This is a genomic window from Bacillus sp. FSL R9-9530, from assembly GCF_038008145.1.
Taxonomy (GTDB): domain Bacteria; phylum Bacillota; class Bacilli; order Bacillales; family Bacillaceae_G; genus Bacillus_A; species Bacillus_A mycoides.
Genome location: NZ_JBBOYO010000001.1, coordinates 3,502,388 through 3,521,819, shown reverse-complemented (window position 1 = coordinate 3,521,819; position 19,432 = coordinate 3,502,388). Strand labels below are relative to the sequence as shown.

The 19,432-nt window shown below is 36.2% G+C and carries 19 protein-coding genes, 1 pseudogene and 1 other annotated feature; of the genes and pseudogenes, 16 read left to right on the top strand and 4 right to left on the bottom strand.

Annotated elements, in window-relative coordinates; genetic code table 11:
- The first annotated feature begins 216 nt into the window (after nt 1-216).
- From MKX66_RS17690 to MKX66_RS17660, 7 genes and pseudogenes are all read left to right on the top strand, one after another.
- On the top strand, nt 217-588 hold the full coding sequence (locus MKX66_RS17690) for a DnaJ family domain-containing protein (protein ID WP_002140246.1): 372 nt from the start codon (nt 217-219) through the stop codon (nt 586-588).
- Nucleotides 589-598: 10 nt separating this feature from the next.
- Nucleotides 599-913, top strand: coding sequence for a thioredoxin family protein (locus MKX66_RS17685; protein ID WP_002029563.1), 315 nt, complete (start codon nt 599-601; stop codon nt 911-913).
- A 13-nt stretch (nt 914-926) separates the two neighbouring features.
- A complete protein-coding gene (locus MKX66_RS17680; RefSeq protein WP_002029564.1) occupies nt 927-1,178 on the top strand; it encodes a hypothetical protein in 252 nt (83 codons plus the stop codon).
- A gap of 129 nt (nt 1,179-1,307) precedes the next feature.
- Nucleotides 1,308-1,391, top strand: a pseudogene (locus MKX66_RS17675) (histidine kinase); the annotation flags it as partial.
- An 80-nt stretch (nt 1,392-1,471) separates the two neighbouring features.
- Nucleotides 1,472-2,053, top strand: coding sequence for a TetR/AcrR family transcriptional regulator (locus MKX66_RS17670; protein WP_002124986.1), 582 nt, complete (start codon nt 1,472-1,474; stop codon nt 2,051-2,053).
- Nucleotides 2,054-2,119: 66 nt separating this feature from the next.
- On the top strand, nt 2,120-3,337 hold the full coding sequence (locus MKX66_RS17665; protein ID WP_002124988.1) for an MFS transporter: 1,218 nt from the start codon (nt 2,120-2,122) through the stop codon (nt 3,335-3,337).
- 71 nt (nt 3,338-3,408) lie between these two features.
- Nucleotides 3,409-3,660: a helix-turn-helix transcriptional regulator gene (locus tag MKX66_RS17660; protein WP_002010192.1), complete on the top strand. Its 252-nt coding sequence runs from the start codon at nt 3,409-3,411 to the stop codon at nt 3,658-3,660.
- Nucleotides 3,661-3,735: 75 nt separating this feature from the next.
- On the opposite strand, the gene MKX66_RS17655 is transcribed toward MKX66_RS17660, so the two are convergent.
- Together MKX66_RS17655 and MKX66_RS17650 are read right to left on the bottom strand one after the other, a co-directional pair.
- Complete coding sequence (locus MKX66_RS17655) at nt 3,736-5,019, bottom strand: MFS transporter (protein WP_002139495.1); 1,284 nt, start codon at nt 5,017-5,019, stop codon at nt 3,736-3,738.
- 108 nt (nt 5,020-5,127) lie between these two features.
- On the bottom strand, nt 5,128-6,441 hold the full coding sequence (locus tag MKX66_RS17650; RefSeq protein WP_002029569.1) for an alkaline phosphatase family protein: 1,314 nt from the start codon (nt 6,439-6,441) through the stop codon (nt 5,128-5,130).
- 154 nt (nt 6,442-6,595) lie between these two features.
- Here MKX66_RS17650 and MKX66_RS17645 point away from each other — a divergent pair, with 154 nt between their 5' ends.
- The gene (locus MKX66_RS17645; protein ID WP_002124993.1) at nt 6,596-6,889 is read left to right on the top strand and encodes a YesK-like family protein; all 294 of its coding nucleotides are present in this window, start codon (nt 6,596-6,598) and stop codon (nt 6,887-6,889) included.
- A gap of 93 nt (nt 6,890-6,982) precedes the next feature.
- Nucleotides 6,983-7,190, top strand: a binding site (T-box leader).
- A 45-nt stretch (nt 7,191-7,235) separates the two neighbouring features.
- Entirely contained in the window at nt 7,236-8,666 is a 1,431-nt protein-coding gene (gene proS / locus MKX66_RS17640) for a proline--tRNA ligase (protein ID WP_326996957.1), read from the top strand.
- A gap of 267 nt (nt 8,667-8,933) precedes the next feature.
- Here proS and MKX66_RS17635 read toward each other — a convergent pair whose 3' ends face one another.
- The gene (locus MKX66_RS17635) at nt 8,934-9,833 is read right to left on the bottom strand and encodes an LPXTG cell wall anchor domain-containing protein (RefSeq protein WP_341087656.1); all 900 of its coding nucleotides are present in this window, start codon (nt 9,831-9,833) and stop codon (nt 8,934-8,936) included.
- A gap of 207 nt (nt 9,834-10,040) precedes the next feature.
- Here MKX66_RS17635 and MKX66_RS17630 point away from each other — a divergent pair, with 207 nt between their 5' ends.
- The 7 genes from MKX66_RS17630 (at nt 10,041) to MKX66_RS17600 (ending at nt 16,622) form a co-directional block, all read left to right on the top strand.
- Nucleotides 10,041-10,919: an ROK family protein gene (locus MKX66_RS17630; protein ID WP_002140255.1), complete on the top strand. Its 879-nt coding sequence runs from the start codon at nt 10,041-10,043 to the stop codon at nt 10,917-10,919.
- Nucleotides 10,920-11,047: 128 nt separating this feature from the next.
- A complete protein-coding gene (locus tag MKX66_RS17625; protein ID WP_002029589.1) occupies nt 11,048-11,644 on the top strand; it encodes a TerD family protein in 597 nt (198 codons plus the stop codon).
- Nucleotides 11,645-11,670: 26 nt separating this feature from the next.
- A complete protein-coding gene (locus MKX66_RS17620; RefSeq protein ID WP_002010225.1) occupies nt 11,671-12,255 on the top strand; it encodes a TerD family protein in 585 nt (194 codons plus the stop codon).
- Between the two features lie 80 nt (nt 12,256-12,335).
- The gene (locus MKX66_RS17615) at nt 12,336-12,914 is read left to right on the top strand and encodes a TerD family protein (protein WP_002091197.1); all 579 of its coding nucleotides are present in this window, start codon (nt 12,336-12,338) and stop codon (nt 12,912-12,914) included.
- Between the two features lie 73 nt (nt 12,915-12,987).
- Complete coding sequence (locus tag MKX66_RS17610; RefSeq protein WP_000025698.1) at nt 12,988-13,779, top strand: TerC family protein; 792 nt, start codon at nt 12,988-12,990, stop codon at nt 13,777-13,779.
- A gap of 110 nt (nt 13,780-13,889) precedes the next feature.
- Complete coding sequence (locus MKX66_RS17605; protein WP_002140256.1) at nt 13,890-15,521, top strand: YceG family protein; 1,632 nt, start codon at nt 13,890-13,892, stop codon at nt 15,519-15,521.
- Nucleotides 15,522-15,539: 18 nt separating this feature from the next.
- Nucleotides 15,540-16,622 carry a toxic anion resistance protein gene (locus MKX66_RS17600; RefSeq protein ID WP_002029585.1) on the top strand — a complete coding sequence of 361 codons (1,083 nt, stop codon included), beginning with the start codon at nt 15,540-15,542 and terminating at the stop codon, nt 16,620-16,622.
- A 34-nt stretch (nt 16,623-16,656) separates the two neighbouring features.
- Here the strand turns inward: MKX66_RS17600 and MKX66_RS17595 are convergent, their stop codons facing one another.
- On the bottom strand, nt 16,657-19,323 hold the full coding sequence (locus tag MKX66_RS17595) for a cation-translocating P-type ATPase (protein ID WP_215590640.1): 2,667 nt from the start codon (nt 19,321-19,323) through the stop codon (nt 16,657-16,659).
- Nucleotides 19,324-19,432: the final 109 nt, after the last annotated feature.

The window sequence follows — 19,432 nt, the reverse complement described above, 5'->3', positions numbered from 1 at the left end:
TTTGGTGTAAACGCTTTATTTGATTCGCAAAGATTTTCTCAATATTAAATGGCTCTAATACAGACTACACATGAAAATAAAATATTGATTAGGGAGGAAAAGGCTCCTTGTAATTAAATTTGAGAAAAAATTGTATAAAGTCAATTTGTAATAGCGTAGCAAGATGAGAAAATATCATGTAAAATAATAGTAAAAATATGTAAAGGAGCGAATGGTGTGGATGTCTTTTTGAACATTGCTGAAGAAAAAATTCGACAAGCAATACGGAATGGTGATCTCGATCATATTCCGGGGAAAGGAAAACCACTACAATTAGAAGACCTTTCAATGGTACCTCCAGAACTTAGAATGAGTTATAAAATCTTGAAAAATGCAGGTATGATTCCACCAGAAATGGAACTACAAAAAGATATATTAAAAATAGAAGACTTAATTGCGTGCTGTTATGATGAAGTAGAGAGAAAAGAATTACAAGAAGAGTTAACAGCAAAAACGCTGCGTTTTCAGCAGGTAATGGAAAAGAGAAAGATTAAAGATAGTTCGGCTTTTCGTATGTATCAGGATAAAGTATTTCGTAAATTACGCTAAGAGGGATAAGATGAATACATTTGAAACGATAGAAGAATTAGCGACATATATTGAAGGACAACAATTGGTACTGCTGTTTATTAAAACGGAAAATTGTGGTGTTTGTGATGTTATGTTAAGAAAAGTAAATTGCGTATTAGAGAATTATGATTACGTAGAGAAAGTAGAAATATTACTACAAGACATGCAAGAGATTGCGGGGCGATATGCAGTATTTACAGGGCCAACAGTTTTATTATTTTATACTGGAAAAGAGATCCTTCGTGAATCGCGCTTCATTTCACTTGAAAATTTAGAGAGAACCATTCAATTATTCGAAGATTAAGGGAGGCTTTTATATGGAATTTATTATTGTCATACTATTATTTGTTGTAGTTGGAACGATCGCAACAGCAGTTCGATCAAACAAAAAGAAGGTAAATCTTACAAAACAAAATAACATTCATAATTCATCCAACAGCTCATCACCATTATTTTTCTTTGCTGGATCGGATAATGATAGCTCGCACGATGGAGGTTCACATGATTGCGGAGGTTCTTTTGGTGGAGATAGTGGAGGTAGCTGCGGTGGTGGAGGCGGCGGTGATTGATGAGAATACGCCCTATAGGGGGCGTATTTCTTTTTAAACAAACGTTTGATTAGTTGGCTTCCACATGCATAAAAACAGTTAAACAAACGTTTGATTAAATATTTTTAACATGCTAGGGGAAATGAAAAGGGAACCGTATTTCTTACTAAATTAGGATTTAAATTTGGAATAATACATATGATTCGAATGTGGTTTGAAAGTACGTTTTCTTAAATAAGGAGTATAGCCTCTTGCGATAGAGGTTTTTTATTTGTTATTATTAGACTGAACGGTCGGTTTAAAGAGGTGTGAATATGAGAAGAAGCGCAGAAGAGATAAAGAAAGAAATTGCCTATAAAGCAGAAAGTCTGTTTTCACAGAAGGGCTATGCAGCTACATCTATGGAAGAGATTTGTGAAATTACAGAGAGAAGTAAAGGAAGCATTTATTATCACTTTAAAAGTAAAGAAGAATTATTTTTATTTGTAGTGAAACAGCATACGTATGATTGGCTTGAAAAATGGAATGAAAAAGAGAAGTTGTATAGTACTAGTACTGAAAAACTATATGGTCTCGCGGAATATTATGTAGAGGACATACAGCAACCCATTTCAAATGCAATAGAGGAATTCTCTATGAGCCAAGTTGTAAGTAAAGAAATTCTGGATGAACTGTTAGCTTTAACTAGAGAATCATATGTTATGGTTGAGAAATTAATTGAAGCAGGTATACAGTCTGGAGAGTTTCAAGAAGATGATACGCGTGATCTTATGTATATTGTGAATGGATTATTATCGGGGCTTGGAGTACTTTACTACGAGTTAGATTATAAAGAGCTGAAACGTATTTATAAAAAGGCAATAGATGTATTGTTAAAAGGAATGGCAGCTGAATAATAGGTCAGTTGCTTTTCTTACAAAATAAATTAGACCGAACGGTCGGTTTATGAAAGGGGAATGAAAATGAACGCTTTATTTAAAAACCGAGCATTTATGCTCGTTATGGCATCTGATATTTTACAACAATTTGCAATTTGGATCAGAAATATGGCTCTTTTGTATTTCATAATGGAGCGAACGAATAATGATCCAGTTTCAGTTTCTTTGTTATCGGTTATGGAATATGCACCTATTTTTATTTTCTCGTTTATCGGTGGGGCGCTAGCTGATCGCTGGAATCCGAAAAGAACGATGGTCGCTGGAGATGTATTAAGCGTACTGTCTATTGTAGGAATTGTCTTGTTGCTAAAGCTGGATTATTGGCAGGCTATATTTTTTGCAACACTCATTTCCGCGATTGTAGGTCAGTTTTCACAGCCATCATCTTCGCGTATATTTAAACGCTATGTAAAAGAAGAACAGGTAGCAAATGCGATTGCATTTAATCAAACATTACAGTCGCTATTTATGATTTTTGGACCAGTGGTAGGATCGCTTGTGTACACACAACTTGGTTTATTTACGTCACTATATAGCTTAATTATTTTATTTTTGTTATCTGCTATCGCTCTTTCATTTTTACCAAAATGGGTGGAACAAGAGCAAGTGGCGAGAGGTTCATTAAAAAATGATATAAAAGAAGGTTGGAAATACGTTCTTCATACGAAAAATTTACGTATGATTACGATCACTTTCACCATTATGGGCTTAGCTGTTGGACTAACGAATCCATTAGAAGTGTTTCTTGTAATAGAACGGCTTGGAATGGAAAAGGAAGCCGTTCAATATTTAGCCGCAGCTGATGGAATCGGTATGTTAATTGGTGGTATTGTTGCTGCAGTTTTCGCTTCAAAAGTGAATCCGAAAAAGATGTTTGTATTCGGTATGAGCATATTAGCGATGTCATTTTTAGTAGAAGGGTTATCTACATCATTTTGGATTACTAGTTTCATGAGATTTGGAACAGGTATTTGTTTAGCCTGTGTCAATATCGTTGTCGGTACGCTTATGATTCAACTTGTACCAGAAAATATGATTGGCAGAGTAAATGGAACGATTTTACCACTGTTCATGGGGGCAATGTTAATTGGAACTTCACTAGCTGGAGGATTGAAGGAGATGACCTCACTAGTTACTGTATTTTGTATAGCAATGGCACTTATTTTATTTGCGATAGGTCCGGTTTTACGTATGCAAATAAAGAAAGAAGATATTGTGAATCGAGAGGAAATGACGAATTGATTAGTTTCGAAATAGCTATTGTAAGGGAGCAGAATTGCTCCCTTTTCTTGTGGCAATCTTTTGACAATGACATGTACCAACTATATACTGATGATGTAAAAACGATTTTACAGGTTAGGAGAAACGGTGTGAAAAATCAAATCTATGAATTGCGCACTGCAAATAATATTTCACAAGGTGCATTAGCGGATAAGTGTAACGTATCAAGACAGACGATAAATGCAATTGAGAATAATAAATATGATCCAAGCTTAGCACTAGCATTCCGGTTAGCAGAAGTATTAGGAACAACTGTCGATAAACTATTTTTGTACAAGCTTTAGAGTTTTTAATTGTGGGGCGTTATCGTTAAAAATATAAGAGAAAGATCCCCTTCTTGTGTGAAGGGGATCTTTCTCTTATATTGTTTTAGTTTTCGGATTAGGTGGTGTAACGGACGTATTATTTTCGGGTACTCTAGTTAATAAGAATCCACCGATAATAAATAAGACAATAATACTAAGGACACCAGCGTTTGTTTTTCCTGTTAATTGGGTTGTGACACCAACTAATACCGGACCCATAATTGCCGCGAATTTACCAAAGATATTATAAAATCCGAAGAATTCATTTGCAGATTCTTTCGGTACTAGTTTTGCGAAATAAGAACGGCTAAGTGCTTGAATTCCGCCCTGAGAAGTAGCAACTAACATTGCTAAAATCCAGAAATCAAACGTCGTTTTTAAGAAATAAGCATATGTGCAAATAATGATATAAATGATAATGCCGACATATAGCATTTTTTTACCGGTAAATGTTTCCGATAGTTTTCCATATAATAAAGCAAATGGACAAGCGACAATTTGTGTTACAAATAAGATGATTAATAGATTGGTTGCACTAATACCGAGATCTGTTCCGTAAGCAGTAGACATAGTGATAATTGTATCTACCCCATCAATGTAGAAAAAGTAAGCTATTAGGAACATAAATACAGTTTTATATTCTTTAATATTTTTAAACGTATTAGCAAGGCGCTTGAAGCTCATTGCAATTGGTCTTGGATGACGTTCAATATAGTGTGTTTGCTCTACATTTTTTAGCATTGGTATCGTAAATAGTCCCCACCAAAGAGCAGTTATTGCAAAGGAAATTTGACTAGCAATTCCGACTGATAAGGGGATAGTTCCTTTTTGAGCAAGAATAATAAGAGCAATACAACCGATAAAAGGAATTGTGCTCCCAATGTAACCTAATGCAAAACCTCGCGTAGAAATTCGGTCCATTCTATCTCCAGAGGTAACATCTACTAGAAATGCATCATAAAAAATATTTGCTCCAGCAAAGCCAACTAATGCGAGCATATAGCATCCTAGTAATAAGTACCACTGAGATGTTGGAACAATTGCTAGCATACTTGTAAATACGATACCGAGTCCAAAGAAGAATGTGAAAAATCGTTTTTTAAATCCCTTATAATCAGCAACTGTGCCGAGAATAGGAGCGAGTATAGAAATTAAAAGTGTAGCGAACGAGTTTGCATATCCCCAATAGGCTGTTGAAGTTGCGCCAGATAGTCCAGCTTCTTTTGCAGCTGCTTTAAAGTAAATTGGGAATAATGCAGTTGTAATGACGAGCGAATATACTGAGTTCGCCCAATCGTACAATATCCAGCTTTTTTCTTGTCTGGACATTTTTTTCATATAATGTTCCCCCTTAAATTTGTTCTACTAACAGTGTACAAAAATAAAAATTATAAAAAGAGAAACAGTGATGATTTTTACATAACTTTTACATATATACACAGTTCTTTACAATTGAAGTAAATCCTCTACAATTGCGCCGTCTGTTTCACCTAAGTGCAAACCGAGTAACCTAGCGATAGTCGGACCTTCATCAATCAGTCTCATATACGGAATTGTAACGCCGCTTTGAATGCCTTTCCCAGCAGCCATAAAAATTGTTTCATAGTTAGGTTTTGTTGGGGAATATCCATGCGTTCCAAATGTATATTTCTTACTAGAATTAACATCTTCTTTATTAATTTCTTTTATGAAATCACCTGTATAATTTTCAATGAAGTAATAACCTTCCATGGCCTCTAGCATAAATAAGCAATTACCATCAGCGCCACGTTCTTTTGCATCTTCATCGTGCAGAATAAATTCAATTCCATTTTGTTTATCCTGAAGAAGCTCTTCAAGAAGAAGTTGAATCTCTTTAATCGTTTCAGTATCATTTTTATCCTTTACATGTACGTAGGCAGATCCATCACAGCTTTGGCAATAAGCTTTCCAATCGTGTATTTTTCCACGTTTATTTACGGATATAAGCCCTTTTTGACAGAATAGGACATTTAATTGGATTGCCTTGTTTTCACTTAAAGCGCTATGGTCACCAAGTGCAATAATTGTACTTTCTTCGTATATACCACTTTCTTTTAATGTATGGATAATTTTTCCTAGGCGTTCGTCGTGTCTGTGGATTGCAGCTACTGTTTCCTCAGACTCGAAGCCATGGTAATGTCTTTGAGTATCTAAATCAGTAAAATGTACAAACATAACATTAGGCTTTTTTGTCTGAATTGTATGTAGGGCAGAAGCAAGGACGAAATTATCAAGCTCAGGTTGTGACAATCCATTTCGTATATGGCCGAAACGATGATTTAAATCTAATTGATATAGCGGGCTACCGCTAAATAATGAAACTAAAATTTGATTTTGCCACGGTCTATTTGGAAAAATTTCTGGTAAATTGTAATCGATATTTGCTCTTCCAGTAACAGGCCATAGAAGGGCTGCTGTCGTTAAATTTGCTTTGCGTGCTTCATCATATAAAGTTGTTCCTTTAATGGACTTTCGGTACCAATGCCAATCTGGTGAATCACGTCCTGGTTGAAGTAATGTATTGCTGACAACGCCATGCTTATTAGGATAATTACCGGTTACGATTGTTGAGTGGCTTGGATATGTTACAGAAGGATAAATTGGCTCCACTTTTTTCGCAATCGCGCCCTTTTTTATTAAAGTTTGGAAATTAGGTAGTTTTTGTAATATAGGAAAATCTAAAGCTGATAAGCAGTCGAAAGATAAAATAATGACGCGATTTGTTAATGCTTTATCCATAAAGTTTCCCTCCTGATTATATAAAACCTATTCTTATATATTACTATTAATACCTGGTAATAAAAATATATTTTTGAATAAAATTTCGTTATTTATTTTCAGAAAAATTAAACATATAATAAGTATAAGGGAATGAATGGAAGGAGGGAATACTATGGATTGGCTAGATGGATTTGGTATCTTTTACATCATTGGTGGAGTCACCGTTCTCCTTGTATTTTTTATGTCATATTTACTAAAGAAACGTTTTCCAGATAAACAGTTTGATATTATATTTGCACTTAGTTTAGTACTTCTTTGTTTAGCTTTCTTTCCTGTAACAATGATCGCTATTGGTGGTTGGGAAGGAATGGGATACGGATTTATTTGTTTCTTCGTTTTAATTGGTACACTAATTGGTATGGTTGCTCATCAACTTGTAAAAATAGTTCGGAAAAGTTACGTATAAAACAGTGATAATTGAAAATAATGTATAAAAATAAGAAAATTGGCTCTTGTTTTGAAATAAAATTTATATTATGATATTCAACAAATTTATTTTGTTATAACGATGAAAAAGGAATAGTACATGTCTTACCTTTTTGCAGAGAGAGAATCCTTTTGGCTGGAAGATTCTTAAAGAGGCGATATGGAACCAACCTTTGAGTTCTGCATATGCAGCGGGAAATTCCCGTTATCAAAAAGAGAGCATACTCAATTTTTTTGTGTATGAATCAGGGTGGTAACGCCGACAAAGCTCGGTCCCTATTTGGGGACGCGGGCTTTTTCTATTTTCTAAAGGAGGAAGAATAACTATGGTAAAAGAACAAGTACAAGCCATTGCGAAAATGGAAGAAGACTTTGCTCAGTGGTATACCGATATTGTAAAAAAAGCGGAGCTTGTTGATTATTCAAGTGTGAAAGGTTGTATGATTTTACGTCCATACGGTTATGCATTATGGGAAAATATGCAGAAAGTGATGGATGAAAAATTAAAAGAATCTGGTCATGAAAATGTGTACATGCCAATGTTTATTCCAGAGAGTTTATTACAAAAAGAGAAAGATCATGTTGAAGGATTTGCTCCTGAAGTAGCATGGGTTACTCATGGCGGAGCTGAGAAATTGGCGGAAAGACTTTGTATACGTCCTACATCTGAAACTCTATTCTGTGAGCATTTTTCAAAAATTGTTCAATCATATAATGATTTACCAAAGTTATATAACCAGTGGTGTTCAGTAGTTCGTTGGGAGAAGACGACGAGACCATTCCTTCGTACAACTGAATTTTTATGGCAAGAAGGTCATACGATTCATGAAACGGCAGAAGAATCTCAAATTGAAACATTAAATATTTTAAATCTATATGCTGCTTTTTGTGAAGAGTATTTAGCGATTCCCGTTATTAAAGGGCAAAAAACAGAAAAAGAAAAGTTTGCAGGAGCGAAGGCAACTTATACGATTGAAAGTTTAATGCATGATGGAAAAGCACTTCAAACAGGAACATCTCATAACTTTGGAACGAATTTCTCTGAAGCATTTGATATTAAGTTTTTAGACCGTAACGGTAAATGGCAATATGTACATCAAACATCTTGGGGTGTATCAACAAGAATGATAGGTGGACTTATTATGGTTCATAGCGATAATAACGGACTTGTAATGCCACCGAAAGTCGCTCCAGTACAAGTTGTTATCGTTCCTATTGCTCAGCACAAAGAAGGTGTGTTAGAAAAAGCAACAGAGTTGCAAGGACGTATTCAGAAGGTTGCACGTGTAAAAATAGATGCTAGCAATAAAACACCTGGCTGGAAATTTAATGAGTATGAAATGAAGGGTGTTCCAATTAGATTAGAAGTTGGTCCAAAGGATATTGAAAAGAATCAAGTTGTACTTGTAAGGCGAGATACGAAAGAAAAAGAGTTTATATCAATGGATCAATTAGAAGAACGCATTCCAGCACTACTTGAGGAAATTCACCATTCCTTATTTAGCAAAGCAAAAGTATTTCGCGATGAGAATACGTATAGTGTGACGAATTTCGGAGAGATGAAAAAAATAGTTGATGAAAAACAAGGGTTTATTAAAGCAATGTGGTGCGGAGAACTAGCTTGTGAAGAAAAACTAAAAGAAGAAATTGGAGTATCTTCACGTTGTATTCCGTTCGAACAAGAAAGTTTAGCTGACGAATGTATTTGCTGTAGTAAAAAAGCGAAGCAGATGGTGTATTGGGGAAAAGCGTATTAATACTCTTTCTACTAGATGACAAAAAGGACTTTGATTGCATAATAAAATGCAATCAAAGTCTTTTTAGTTTTATCCCGCTATTTGCCAGGTAGTAAAACTCCCACTTCAAAATTCGGCTGGAGCTAAGAAGTTAGGTGGGGGCCCTGCTGCCCGTAAAAGCCCGATTGGTGAAGGCTAATAATCAGTGGGGGATGAACAAAATCCCCACTGATTAAAGTTTCACTTTATAATCTGTTTCATGTATTTTTAGATGGAAGGATGACTTTTTTATTTTGCGTTTTTACGACGAATAAATAGTAACACACCAATTAGGAATGTCGAAAGACCAATTAAAATAGATGCAGGATAATGCGTTGCAGTATTAGGCAATTTATTGCCTTGTTTTGTTGCATTATCTTTTGCGTTACCGCTTTGAGAGCCGCTATCGCCTTTAACACGGTTGCCGCCCTGAGAGCCATTACCACCTTGAGAACTGCTGTCGCCTTTAACACGGTTGCCGCCCTGAGAGCCACTGCCACCAGAACCACTGCCACCAGAACCACTGCCACCAGAACCACTGCCACCAGAACCACTGCCACCAGAACCATTGCCACCAGAGCCGTTACCGCCAGAGCCATTGCCACCAGAACCACTGCCACCAGAACCGTTGCCACCAGAGCCATTGTCACCAGAACCACTGCCACCAGAACCGTTGCCACCGGAGCCATTGCCACCAGAACCACTGCTACCAGAACCGTTACCGCCAGAACCACTGCCACCAGAGCCGTTGCCACCAGAACCGTTGCCACCAGAACCGTTGCCACCAGAGCCATTGTCACCAGAACCATTGCCACCAGAACCGTTGCCGTCAGAACCATTGCCGCCAGAACCACTGCCGCCAGAACCATTGCCGCCAGAACCACTGCCGCCAGAACCACTGCCGCCAGAACCGTTGCCGTCAGAACCATTGCCGTCAGAACCACTGCCACCAGAACCACTATCGTCCTGAGAACCATTGTTTCCTGGAGGTTTATTATTATCTTTTGAATTACCTTCTGCTAAAGTATCGTTATTTTGTACAATAGCGTTTGTTATTGGATGGAAGTTTTCAGTTGCAGCATTACCAATATTTAAGCCGCTAAAAAAGGATAAAGAAAGTGTTGATGCTAGAATGAAGATTTTTGTCATTGTTTTCCTCCTGAAGAAAAAATTATTGTTCCATCTAAAATACACCCCTTTGTAATATTTCATAGGAAAAAGAGTTTTATGCAAAAAAAACCATATATAGAAAAAGGTGGTGTATTTCTAAAGGGAGAAAAGAGTTAATGTAAATTCCTTGCAAATAGTAGAGTGATGGAGAATTTACACTCATAACAGTAGAGGAAGTGGCAACGGATGAAAGAATATATTGCATTTGATATTGGTGGTACGCAAATTAAATATGGAATTGTTTCAGAAATAGGGGTAGTACTAATACATAAAAAGGTCCCAACAGAAATTCACTTGGGCGGGGAACAAATTGTTCAAAAACTTATATGTTTATCAAAAAAGTTAATGACTGAACATACTATTTCCGGAATTGGTATTAGTACAGCGGGAATTGTTGATATTGATAAAGGAGTTATAACGGGAGGTGTGGATCATATTCCACGTTATGCTAATATTTCTATTGTTGAGAGATTACAAGAAGTATTAAAAGTTCCTGTATCTATTGAAAATGATGTTAATTGTGCAGCCTTAGGTGAGAAATGGAAAGGTACAGGGAGGGGAGAAAGCGATTTTATTATGCTTACGCTTGGAACGGGCATTGGTGGAGCAATTGTTATAAATGGAGAGTTATACCGTGGACATTCGTTTGGCGCTGGGGAATGGGGGAACATGTTAATAGAAGGGAAAACTTTTGAGGAGGTTGCCTCAATTTCAGGATTAATTCATCTCGTACGAAGATATAAAGGTAAAAAGGAGTGGGATGGTAAAACAATTTTCGAATTATATGATAAGGGTGATAGCGGTGTTACTCAAGCCGTGAAGATTTTCTTTAAACATTTGGCGATTGGTATTAGCAATCTTGCTTATATTTTTAATCCGAAAATGATTATTATTGGTGGGGGAATTACTGAAAGAGGAGATGATTTCTTAAATGAAGTGAAGGAAGAGATAGGAACATACTTAAATCAAGAGATTTATAGTAATTGTGAGATTAAACTTGCGCAAAGCGGTAATTGTGCAGGAATGATTGGCTCTATTTACCACTTATTACATCAGTATAAATAAATATAGTATCTGTTTTCATATAATTGAGAATTTATCCTTTTTCTCATTAGATAAATAATGCTACAATATAAGAGAAGAATACAATGTTTTCCGAGTTGGAAAATGCTTTGTAGAAAGGAAGAAACTTCATGCCTATTATTTTAGAAAAAGGACAAAAGATTGATTTAACGAAAGGACAACCGAGAGTAGCGAAACTACAGGTTGGCTTAGGCTGGGATCCAATTGGGCAATCAGGTGGGTTTCTGTCTTCTTTATTTGGAAGTAAACCAAGTGTAGATTGTGATGCATCTGTCGTTATGTTAGAAGGGGATCGTTTTTTAAACAAAAATGATCTAGTTTACTTCGGCAACAAACTTTCTACTTGTGGTAGTATTATTCATTCAGGAGATAATTTAACAGGTGAAGGCGCTGGTGACGACGAAACAATTTTCGTAGAATTACATAAAGTTCCGAGCCGTATTAATCGTTTAGTATTCGTTGTAAATATTTATGACTGTGTAAATCGTCGTCAAGACTTTGGGATGATTCGCAATGCATATATTCGTATTCAAAACCCACAAACAGGTGAAGAATTAGCGCGTTATAACTTGTCAGATAATTATGCTGGCAAAATGACTTTAATTGCAGGTGAAATGTACCGAGACGGAAACGAATGGAAGTTTTCAGCAGTGGGAGAAGGAACACAAGATAAAAACTTAAGTGAGATTGTATCACGTTACCAATAAAATAAACCAAGGAGGAATAGTATAATATGGCATCTATTTCATTGAAAAAAGGACAAAAGGTAGACTTAACAAAAACAAATCCAGGTCTTTCGAAAGTTCTTGTAGGACTTGGTTGGGATACGAATCGTTATGACGGACAAAATGATTTCGATTTAGATGTTAGTATCTTCTTAGTAGGTGCTAACGGTAAAGTTTCAGGTGCAGAGGATTTCGTCTTCTATAATAATCCAAAAGGTGCGAATGGTGCTGTAGAGCATTTAGGAGATAACCGTACAGGTGAAGGTGAAGGCGACGATGAAACAATTAAAATAGACTTAAAAAATGTTCCTGCTAACATTGAGCGTATTTGTTTCACAATTACAATTTATGATGGAGAAGGCCGCAGCCAAAACTTCGGACAAGTTTCTAATTCTTTCGTACGTATTATGGATGAAGAAAAGAATGCAGAATTAATTCGTTACGATTTAGGAGAAGATTTCTCTATTGAAACAGCTGTAGTAGTGAGCGAATTATACCGTCACGCAGGTGAATGGAAATTCAATGCAATCGGAAGTGGATTCCAAGGTGGATTAGGTTCTCTATGTAATAACTTTGGTTTAGATGTAGAGTAATAGATTTATATATCCATCAGTGAAACGCGTAATTACTGATGGATATATTTTTAAAAATTAAAATATAGAGGTGAATATATATGGTTATTCAATTGCAAAAAGGACAGAAAATTGATTTAGCTAAAACAAGCCCAGGTTTATCAAGAGCAGTAATTGGTCTTGGATGGGATATTAAATCTTATGATGGTGGATCTGATTTCGATTTAGATGCATCTGCCTTTTTATTAGATGCGAACGGGAAATGTACGAAGGAAACTGATTTTATTTTCTATAATAATTTACAGTCTCCTTGTGAATCAGTTTTACATACAGGAGATAACCGTACAGGTGCAGGTGACGGTGATGATGAGCAACTTGTTGTCGATTTGAAAAAGGTTCCAGCAGATGTTCATAAAATTGCTATTACAGTTACAATTTATGATGGTGAAGGCCGTAATCAAAACTTTGGACAGGTTGCAAATGCATTCGTTCGTTTAGCAAATGAAGAAACAAACGAAGAAGTTCTTCGTTTTGATTTAGGGGAAGATTTCTCCATTGAAACAGCAGTTGTCTTTTGTGAATTATATCGTCATAATGGACAGTGGAAGTTTAGTGCAGTAGGAAGCGGATTCCAAGGTGGATTAGGTGCGCTTGTAAAAGCGTATGGCTTGGATGCATAAGAAGGGAAACGACATTCGTTTCCTTTTTTTGACCTTTCTATAAATCTAGCAAAGAATAGGGGATAAAGGTAAGATGAGTATTTTGCAAGGAATCCTTGATACGTATGCTCAGTTTTTCGACTTGGACATGTGGATTAAAGTGTTACAAGATCCAGTATCTTGGGGGTTAATAGGTACACTTGTTGTACTTGAAGGGTTATTATCTGCTGACAATGCACTTGTGCTAGCGGTAATGGTAAAACATCTTCCAGAAGAAAAACGAAAAAAAGCATTATTCTATGGACTGATTGGAGCTTATGTATTCCGTTTTATTGCGATTGGAATTGGAATGTTCTTAATTAAATTAGCATGGGTAAAAGTGTTAGGTGCACTTTACTTAGCTTGGCTTTCAGTTAAATACTTCATTGATAAAAGAAAAGGTAATGCAGAAGAAGAGGAAGCTCATGGTATGAACCAAAACAGTATTCTCTTCAGAATGTTTGGTGTCTTCTGGGGAACAGTTGCGATGGTTGAATTAATGGATATCGCGTTCTCTGTAGATAGCGTACTTGCTGCATTTGGTGTATCAAATCAAGTTTGGATTCTATTATTAGGTGGAATGCTTGGTATTTTAATGATGCGCGGTATCGCTGGCGTATTCTTAAAATTGTTAGAGCGTATTCCAGAACTTGAAACGACAGCATATATTTTAATCTTAATTATTGCAGCAAAAATGTTACTGTCTGTTATTCATATTGAAGTAAGCCATACGCTATTCTTTATTATTTTAGTTGTAGCATTTGGAGCAACGTTTATACTTCACTACATGAAGAATTCTGGACAAGCTAAAGAAGAAGTTGCAGCTACTAAAAATAATCATAAATAATTGAAATGGGTTTGCTCGTTATGCGAGCGCCCATTTTTTATAACTAAAAATAGTTTATAATAGAAGAGAGACTTTATAAAAAAAGTAAATGTTTTTGGAGGTGAACTGTTGTGTTTTCACGTTTTACACTTCAACCATGTGCATTAAAAGACGAATCAGATTTAAAGCAATTTGAAGCGCTTTTAGAAAAACGCCCACAATATGAACTGACAGAGAATGAGATGAAGTTTAGTTATATAGCAACTCGTATTCTTGGTGTTCCTAATGATGTAGATGAATATTTCAATGAGCTATTTGATTATAGCGAAGTGAAAGGGATCGTGGTTTTGCATGAACAAAATTTAAATAAGGTGATTGATCCCGAAAAACTGCGCCATATTCAAGAGGTTTTTACATTACATCAAGAAGCACCGAATGGCCTTACAGTAAATAGGCTTGTCGCCCATCTGTCTGGAAAACAACTATTACCGCAAGTAGACAATCCTGATTTACAGCATTATATACATACGACGTTTATTTCTGTATTGAAATTGTATGAGAAACAACATAATCAATCTTTAAAAACAGAAGGATTCCGGCGTTTCTTAATCGATATGATTAAATTAAGTGAAAATTACGTAGCGAAGTGGTTCTCTACGATTAATTATAAGAAACAAATGCCACGTATCGTTTGGTACGGTGATGCGACGGAGAGTCGTATATATTTCTTATACTTTCTTATTATGCTCGGCTGTGATGTGCTTTATTATCACCCAGAAGGAAAAGATGGATTTGAGAGTGTAGATGAGGAAGGAAAGACATTTGTCGTATCTCATTCAGGCCGTATTTCATTGGAACCATTTCCTGATCGGCGTCGTGAACGCGTCGCAACGGTAGCTTATCAAGCTTCAAAAGAAATCGAGCAAGTACTTCACCACGATAATTCATTATTATACAAACCGTGGCAATTCCGTTCGTATACACCTGTAGCCCGTACGCTCAAAACAACGTACGATGAACTCTTTTTAATTACGAAAGAAAAGGCATTTGTACGCCCAACATTCTTTGTTGAAAATAAGCATATTTATATTCCTTCTTTATTTGCAAAAATATCAGGTGTTTCAAAGAATGATAAAGAATATTTTCAGCGACTAAAGGCTGTTACATCATTTGATAACAGTTTATTAATTAATACATTCCCGTTTACGAAAGAACAAAAAGCGAATTTCCAATATCATTATCGAGATGCATTGGACCGCGGGGGGAAGTTACATCCGGATTTAATTATGAACAGCCATTGGTGGCCGCATAAGCGTTTACCAGAAGGATTACAACATGGTATTGCAGAAGCAATGATCCATACGTGTGAAAGTGAAATGTGTAAACCAATTGCGAAAGAGACGAAACAAGATGTAGCGCTGTATGTTTTCGCACAACTCTCTCAAATACCACCGAACATTTTAGAGCAGCTTGAGAAATTTGATTATTCGCAAGAAGTACCGAAAATTGTTATATTTAATAATGAGAAGAGCGGAGAATTAAGTCGTTCTGATGCTGTGTTATTACTATTTTTAAATCAAATTGGAGTAGATGTATTCCACTTTAATCCAACGGGGAGAAACGATATTGAACCGTATATTGAATCAGGAGCATTTGATTCACATTGGCTTGAAGAAGTTAATTTCGATCTTGAATTTCATGGTTCATCAGCCTATAAAAATTTATCACAAACAATAAAAGGACTATTTCGTCCATTTTTATAAGGAAAGGGAGAATACCATATGAATAACCCAGTCGTACTAGATTCGAAAACAGAATTGAATGAGCAAACCGCACAAGATGTTCGCTTGCAACTTAGACAAGATGCAGAAGTGCAACGTATTTATAACGCAGTAGACATTAAAGATCAATTAGAATTAATTGAACTCGGAAAAGAACCTTCTATGGAAATTTCACGTTTCGCTGATCAAATTTTACATACAATGTCTTTATCGAAAGTAGAAGACTCTGGTGAATTATTAAAGCAGCTTGGTAAAATTATGGACAGATTTGATAGTAAAGACTTTGCGGAAGAGAAAAGTGGTTTCTTCTCACGTATGTTCAAAAAAGCAGATAAAATGATTGAACAAATCTTTAGTAAGTATCAGACGATGGGTCGCGAAATGGATAAAGTATACGTAGAAATTACGAAGTATCAAGATGAAATGAAAAAATCAATTGGTACGTTAGATGGTTTATATGAGCAAAACTTAAAGTATTATTTAGACTTAGAAAAATACGTAGTAGCAGGGGAAATGTTATTAGAGCGTTTAAATACAGAGTTAGTTCCGATGTACGAAGAGCGCATACGTAATAATGATCAGTTAGCGGGTATTGAATTAGAATCGCTTAAAAACTCTGTTGAAATTTTAGAACAGCGTATTGATGATTTAGAAAAAGCACGTATGGTTGCTCTATTAACAGCACCACAAATTCGTATGATTCAACGCGGTAACAATAAATTAATCGGTAAAATCAATACGGCATTTATTACAACGATTCCTATCTTTAAAAATGGTATCATTCAAGCGGTAAATGCGAAACGTCAAAAGCTTGTTGCGGACTCTATGGCTGAACTTGATCGCCGTACAAATGAATTACTTAAGAAAAATGCACAAAATATCGCAACTCAAAGTGTGGAAGTAGCGAGATTATCAGGTTCTTCTAGTATTAAGATGGAAACACTTGAGGAAACTTGGAACATTATTTCAAGAGGTATGCAAGAAACACAACAAATTGAAGAGCAAAATAAACGTGAGCGTGAAGAAAGTCGCAAGCGTATGGCTACATTAACAGAGAATATCAAAAAAGAATTACAAGGATAAAGAAAAGGCAATGAGGAACAGTCCTCATTGCCTTTTAGTTTCTCTTAACTAATTTAATGATTTCATTCACAACAAGCGGAATGATACTTAACAAGAGAACAAATCCCCAATCTCGCATTGTTAATGCATGCACACCGAATATATTGGCAAGAGGTGGGATGGAGATAATACACACTTGCATAAGAACACCGATTAGAAGTGAGAAGACTAAATATTTATTTGTAAATATCCCAATTGCAAAAATTGATTTTGTTCTTGAACGTAAGTTAAATGAATGAACGAGTTGAGAGAAACTAAGAACGACAAATGCCATCGTTTGAGCGTGTAATAGCGCGTCTTCATCAATTTGCCCTGGGAAGAGAGGAAATAAATTTGTATCTCCTGTATAGAGCTTTGCCCCAACGATAAAGGCTGTTAAAGTAAGAAGTCCAATTACAACCCCATTGAAAATAAGAAAAGGAACGCTGCCGCTAAATAAGCTTTCTTTCGCATGTCGTGGTTTTTCCTTCATCACATCTGGATCTTCAGGATCAACACCGAGTGATAATGCAGGCAGTGTATCTGTAATTAAATTTACCCACAAAATGTGAATAGGGCGTAGTGGTGTTGCCCAGCCGAGTAAAATAGCTAAAAAGAGAGCTATAATTTCGCCGAAGTTACAAGAGAGTAGGAAGAGAATAGACTTTTTAATATTACGATAAATATTTCTTCCTTCTTCAACAGCTTTCACAATAGATGAGAAGTTATCATCTGTTAAAACTACATCTGCTGCACCTTTTGCGACATCTGTTCCTGTAATTCCCATTGCTACTCCAACATCTGCTTGTTTTAAAGATGGAGCATCATTTACACCGTCACCAGTCATGGAAACGATATTTCCTTTAGCACGTAATGCTTTTATAATCTTCACTTTATGTTCTGGAGAGACCCTAGCGAATACATTTAAGTGATTAATTTTACTTGCTAGTTCTGTATCTGGAATGTTATCTAATTCAGTTCCAATCATGATTTCAGATATTTCTTCAGCAATGCCAAGTTCTTTGGCAATTGCAAAGGCGGTATCCTTATGATCACCCGTAATCATAACTGTGCGAATACCAGCCTTTTTACATTCTGTAATTGAATCTTTTACTTCTGTACGTGGTGGATCAATCATACCAACAAGACCGATAAAGATGAGATTTTCTTCGAGATGATTTATATCCATATCGTTTAAGTCGTATCGTTTATATGCGAATGAAAGTACTCTTAATGCTTCTTGCGACATTGACCCGGCAGCTTCTAATATTTGATTTTTATCAGAATCTTTTAGGACCTCAAGTTTATTATTTATAAAGATATGGGTACAGTGAGGTAAAAGTTTATCAATAGCACCTTTCGTCATGCTATAGTAGCCTTCATCGTACGTATGTACAGTTGACATCATTTTACGATCAGAATCGAAAGGCAATTCGTTAACACGTTCATGTTTATTTTCTAAATGATCTTTTTGAATGTTAAAAGAGCTTCCGGCAACAAGAAGGGCAATTTCTGTAGGATCCCCTGTTTGTGAGTCGGCACCGTAAGAGGCATCGTTACATAAAACCATATTTTCTAATAATAGACGGTGTGCATCATTATTTACATTCAAATTTTCTAGCTGGTCGTATGTGCGATCACTATAAAAGTGAGTAACGGTCATTTTATTTTGAGTTAATGTACCTGTTTTATCTGAACAAATAATTGTGACAGAACCGAGAGCTTCAACAGCTGGTAGTTTACGAATGATAACGTTTTGTTTAATCATACGCTGAACACCAATTGCAAGAACGATGGAAACGATAGCTGGTAAGCCTTCTGGAATGGCTGCAACAGCTAAACTAATTGCGGTCATAAACATTTCTAACGTATCCCGGCCCTGTAAAAAACCGATGAGAAACATAGTAGTGCAAATAGCTACAGCGACAAATCCTAAATATTTTCCTACTTGTGCTAAGCTTTTTTGAAGTGGTGTCATATCATCGTCTGCTTCATGTAAAAGGGTAGCGATCTTGCCAATTTGTGAATGCATCCCAGTTTCAACAGCAACACCGATGCCACGTCCGTATGTTACTAACGTCGACATAAAGGCCATGTTTTTTTGATCACCTAATGGTACTTGCTCATCATTTTGCATGGAAGGGTGGTAGACTGCATCTTTATCTACAGGGACAGATTCACCAGTTAGAGCAGATTCTTCAATTTTTAAATTCGCAGTTTCGATAAGTCGTAAATCGCAGGGGATATACCGCCCGGCATCAAGCATGACGATATCACCTGGAACGACGTGCTCAGATGGAATCTCTTTTAGTTCACCATCTCGCTTTACGATAGCTTTAGGTGTTGCCATCTTTTTCAATGCTTCTAAAGCCTGTTCCGCTTTCGATTCTTGGATTACACCGATAACAGCATTTAAAACTACAACGAGCGCGATAATACTTGCATCAGCCCATTCACCTACAAAGGCGGAAATAAGGGACGCGATAATAAGGACATATACGAGGACGTCATTAATTTGGGCGAAAACGCGCTGCCATAAAGTACGTTTTTGTTTGGTAGCTAATTCATTAGAACCATATTGCTTTAAACGTTCATTTACGATTTTATCTGTTAAACCGTGTTGTTCATTTGTTTCTAGGTCGATTAATGTTTGATTTTTCGTCTTACTGTACCAATTGCTCATAAGTAAGCACCTCCAGTAAAAACAGTTAGCAATGGTAGTGTGGCAATTTTTTGAGAGTAGTATGTATGGAGAAAAAATCTAAGGTGAGGTTCTACTTTCATTGTACAGT